Below are 3,604 nucleotides of genomic sequence, written 5' to 3' on the forward strand. Positions count from 1 at the left end.
CGGCGGCCCGGCGCAGGGTCTCGGCCGCCGGGGCGGCACCGGTCGGCTCGCCGCCCAGGCCGACGGCGACAAGCACGGGAGCGTTGATGACGCCCATGGTGGCGAGCTTGGTGACCTCGCCCGCGCTGCCGGTCGCGCCCAGCAGGGCCAGCGTCGCGGTCAGTTTGCCGTCGAAGGCGGCCGCGATGCTCTCCGCTCCCGAGGCGAGCAGGAGGTCGCCTCCCTCACCCTCCTGGCTATGCACGCCGATCACGATCGCATCGACGGCGAGGTCCGCCGGATCGGTGTCGGCGAGGGCGAGGGTGGGCAACACGGTCGTGGGCGTCGTCACAAGGTCTCCTGGTGTGGTGTGGTCTGCTCCCGCGATGCTAGCCAACCACAGGAGTGGTAGTAAGTTGCCCACATGACATTGCTGTCCTCACCCTTGCATGATCGGCACGCCGCACTCGGGGCAAAGTTCGCAGCCTTCGGCGGATGGGACATGCCGCTCGAATATGCAGGTGGGGGAGTGCTCAAGGAGCACGCGGCGGTGCGCGAGGAAGTTGGCATCTTCGATGTCTCGCATCTCGGCAAGGCGCGCGTCAAGGGGGCGGGCGCGGCGGATTTCGTGAACTCGTGTCTGACTAACGACCTGGCGAGAATCGGGCCGGGCAAGGCGCAATACACGCTGTGCTGCGAGGACGCGACCGGCGGGGTGGTCGACGACATCATCGCTTATCTGTACGGCGACGACCACGTGTTCCTGATCCCCAACGCGGCCAACACGGCCGAGGTGGTGCGCCGGCTGCAGGCCGCCGCCCTCAACGGCTTGACCATTACGAATGAGCATCGCGATTTCGCCGTGCTCGCCGTGCAGGGGCCGCGTTCCACTGAGCTTCTGGCGCAGCTCGGGTTGCCGACCGAGCACGAGTACATGAGCTTTGAAACGGCACGGCTGGACGACATCGAGCTGACGGTGTGCCGCACGGGCTACACGGGCGAGCACGGCTACGAGCTGGTGGTTCCGTCGGACCACGCCGGGCGGGTGTGGGACGCGCTGTTCGGGGCCGGCGTGGAGGCCAGGGCGTGCGGGCTGGGGGCCAGGGACACGCTGCGCACCGAAATGGGATACCCCCTGCATGGCCAAGATCTTTCTTTGGATATCACCCCGGTGCAGGCGCGTGCCGGATGGGCGGTCGGCTGGAAAAAACCGGGCTTCTGGGGCAGGGAGGCACTGCTCAAGGAGAAGGCGGACGGTCCAAGGCGGATGCTGTGGGGGCTGGTGGCCAACGATCGCGGCATCCCACGCGCCCATATGGAGGTTTTCCGGGGCGACGAGCGAGTGGGAGAGATCACCAGCGGGACGTTCTCGCCCACGCGCAAGGTCGGCATCGCGCTCGCGCTGCTCGACACCGCAGCGGGGCTGGGTGAGGGCGATCAGGTCGAGGTCGACGTGCGCGGCCGCCGCGCCGGGATGACCGTCACCAAGCCACCTTTTGTGACACCGTCGGTGAAATGAAGTACGAACAGGTGCGCGACTGGGTGCTGGCGCTGCCCGGCACTCAGGAGGTCTACGTCGAGGAGTGGGGCCATCCGACCTTGCGCGTCAACAACAAGATGTTCGCGTCCGGCGTGAGCGGCAGCAAAACCATGACGGTGAAGGCGGCCAAAGAGGAGCAGGAGGCGCTGCTCGCGCAGTCGCCCGATGTCTACAGCTTCGCCGCCTATGTGGGCCGGTTCGGCTGGGTGGAGGTCAATCTGTCCAAGGTGGACGCAGACGAGCTGCGCGAGCTGGTGACCGAGGCGTGGCGGCGCACCGCGCCTAAAAAACTGGTGAAGGAATACGACTCAGGCCGATGAGGCACAGGGTCGTCGACAGCTCGATCAGGAAGCCGAGCACGTCGCCGGTGATTCCACCGAGCCTGCGCACGATGTGCCAGCGCACGAGGAAAACGAGCGCCACGACGGCCAGCACGATCGGGTTGAAGACCGAGAATATTACTACATAGAAGATTATCCAAACTGGTGAAACCGTCCCCGCAACCAGCGCGCCCAAACCAGAGGCGTGGGCCGACGGCACCCCCCGCTGACACCCAATGGTCGCGCCCAACCGGCCCACAGCGAACGCCAGCGCGACCTGTGTGAAAGACAGGGAAGCCAGCGTCACCGCCTGAATCAGCAGCACCACGACGATGGCCGCCACACCGAACGGGCCCACCTCCGGCGAGCGCATGATGGCCAACGCTTGCTCACGCGGCTTGTATGACCCCAGCGCGTCCACCGTGTCGGCCAGCCCGTCGACATGCATGCCGCGGGTCAGCAGCAGCGCGAGCCCCACCATCACCGCCCCGCGCAACAGCCCGTCGAACGGCCACGCCAGCGCCGCCACGACCAAGCCCAGCAACCCACCCACCACGGGCGCAAAAACCATGGCCCGCTTGGGATCCCCGACCTTGCGAAGCGGCGCGACCGTGAGGATGGTCAGCGCGCAGAGCAGTCCCTTAGCGAGGCTCGTCGGCACCGATCACCGCGGGTTTGGTGTCCAGCGCGGCCGACAGGTGCAGGCCCGCGCGCAGCAGCGGCAGCGCGAGCAGGCTCGTCGCGCCCTCGCCCAGATCGACCTTCAGGTCGAGGATCGGGGTGAGGCCCAGCACGTCGGCCGCGGCCTTGGTGGTCGGGTGCTCGCCGTGGTCGGGCAACGCGCACCATAGTCTGGACTGGCTGCCCAGGTCGCGGGCGAGCAGGGCGGATGCGGTCGCCACCGGTCCGTCCATGAGCACGGCCGTGCGACGGGCGGTCGCGCCCAGCACGATCCCGACGGCCACGGCGAAGTCTGCCCCGGCCAGTTCGGACAGCAGTGTCTTGGCGAGCAGGTCGTGGTTGCGCACGCGGTGCAGTGCGTCGCGGGCGGCCGCGCAGCGCAGCATCCATGAGCTGTCGTCGATGGATCCGTCCGGCCCGACGATCCGGCCCAGCAGCGTGGCGATCTCCGCGCCGGTGATCCGTGCGACGATCGCCGCCGCGGTCGCCTCGGCGCCCGCACCGCACGAGCCCAGGATGATCAGGTCGGCGCCGCTGTCGACCGCCTCGTCGGCCAGGCGCATGCCCTCGTTCAGCATGGCCTCGATCGTCTCCGGCGAGGCCGCGCGACCATATGCCATGTCATCGGCGGTCTCGGCCTCGACAACCTTCAGCGACACGCCATTCCACGTCGCCAGCAGGCCGATCGGTCCCTCGCCGCGCTGGGCCTGCTCGGCCTGGAGCGCGGCCACGGCGGTCGAGTCGCCGGCCGCGATGTCGCCCTCGTGCACCCCGTGCAGCAGGAACATGTGCGGCCGTTCCCACGCTTGAGGAACGATTTTCGATTGGGTACCTGCGGCGAAGACCACCGTCTGGGCGAGCGCACCGAGCCCGGCCCGCCGGATGTCCAGGTTGGACAGATGGTGCCGCGCGGCCGAGCGGGCGTCGTCGTCGTGGACCGGCAGGTCCATCCCCGGGGCGATCACCGTCAGCCCGGTCTGCACGATCGGCAGCTGCTGGGTCTGCTCGGTCAGCGCCTCCTGCTGGACGACCTTCTTGGGCGCAGGCGCGGGCCTTCCCTTCTTCAACACAGTTGGCTGGCCCG

5 protein-coding genes are annotated in these 3,604 nt (G+C 68.5%); 2 read left to right on the forward strand and 3 right to left on the reverse strand.

Features of this window, described 5'->3' with window-relative positions:
• Nucleotides 1–331: M17 family peptidase N-terminal domain-containing protein (locus DM816_RS40910; RefSeq protein WP_281274410.1), on the reverse strand; the 331-nt coding region annotated here is incomplete at its 3' end.
• Nucleotides 332–403: 72 nt separating this feature from the next.
• Here DM816_RS40910 and gcvT point away from each other — a divergent pair.
• A complete protein-coding gene (gene gcvT, locus DM816_RS40915) occupies nucleotides 404–1,498 on the forward strand; it encodes a glycine cleavage system aminomethyltransferase GcvT (RefSeq protein WP_117215813.1) in 1,095 nt (364 codons plus the stop codon).
• Nucleotides 1,495–1,839: an MmcQ/YjbR family DNA-binding protein gene (locus DM816_RS40920; RefSeq protein ID WP_117215814.1), complete on the forward strand. Its 345-nt coding sequence runs from the start codon at nucleotides 1,495–1,497 to the stop codon at nucleotides 1,837–1,839. The genes gcvT and DM816_RS40920 overlap by 4 nt, the downstream gene beginning before the upstream one ends.
• Here the strand turns inward: DM816_RS40920 and DM816_RS40925 are convergent.
• Together DM816_RS40925 and DM816_RS40930 are read right to left on the reverse strand one after the other, a co-directional pair.
• A complete protein-coding gene (locus DM816_RS40925; protein ID WP_117215815.1) occupies nucleotides 1,802–2,500 on the reverse strand; it encodes an adenosylcobinamide-GDP ribazoletransferase in 699 nt (232 codons plus the stop codon). The two genes, DM816_RS40920 and DM816_RS40925, sit on opposite strands and share 38 nt — an antisense overlap.
• On the reverse strand, nucleotides 2,481–3,604 hold a 1,124-nt coding region (locus tag DM816_RS40930), incomplete at its 5' end, for a nicotinate-nucleotide--dimethylbenzimidazole phosphoribosyltransferase (protein ID WP_211589077.1). The genes DM816_RS40925 and DM816_RS40930, both read right to left, overlap by 20 nt.

The organism is Allorhizocola rhizosphaerae, from assembly GCF_003426775.1.
Classification (GTDB): Bacteria; Actinomycetota; Actinomycetes; order Mycobacteriales; family Micromonosporaceae; genus Allorhizocola; species Allorhizocola rhizosphaerae.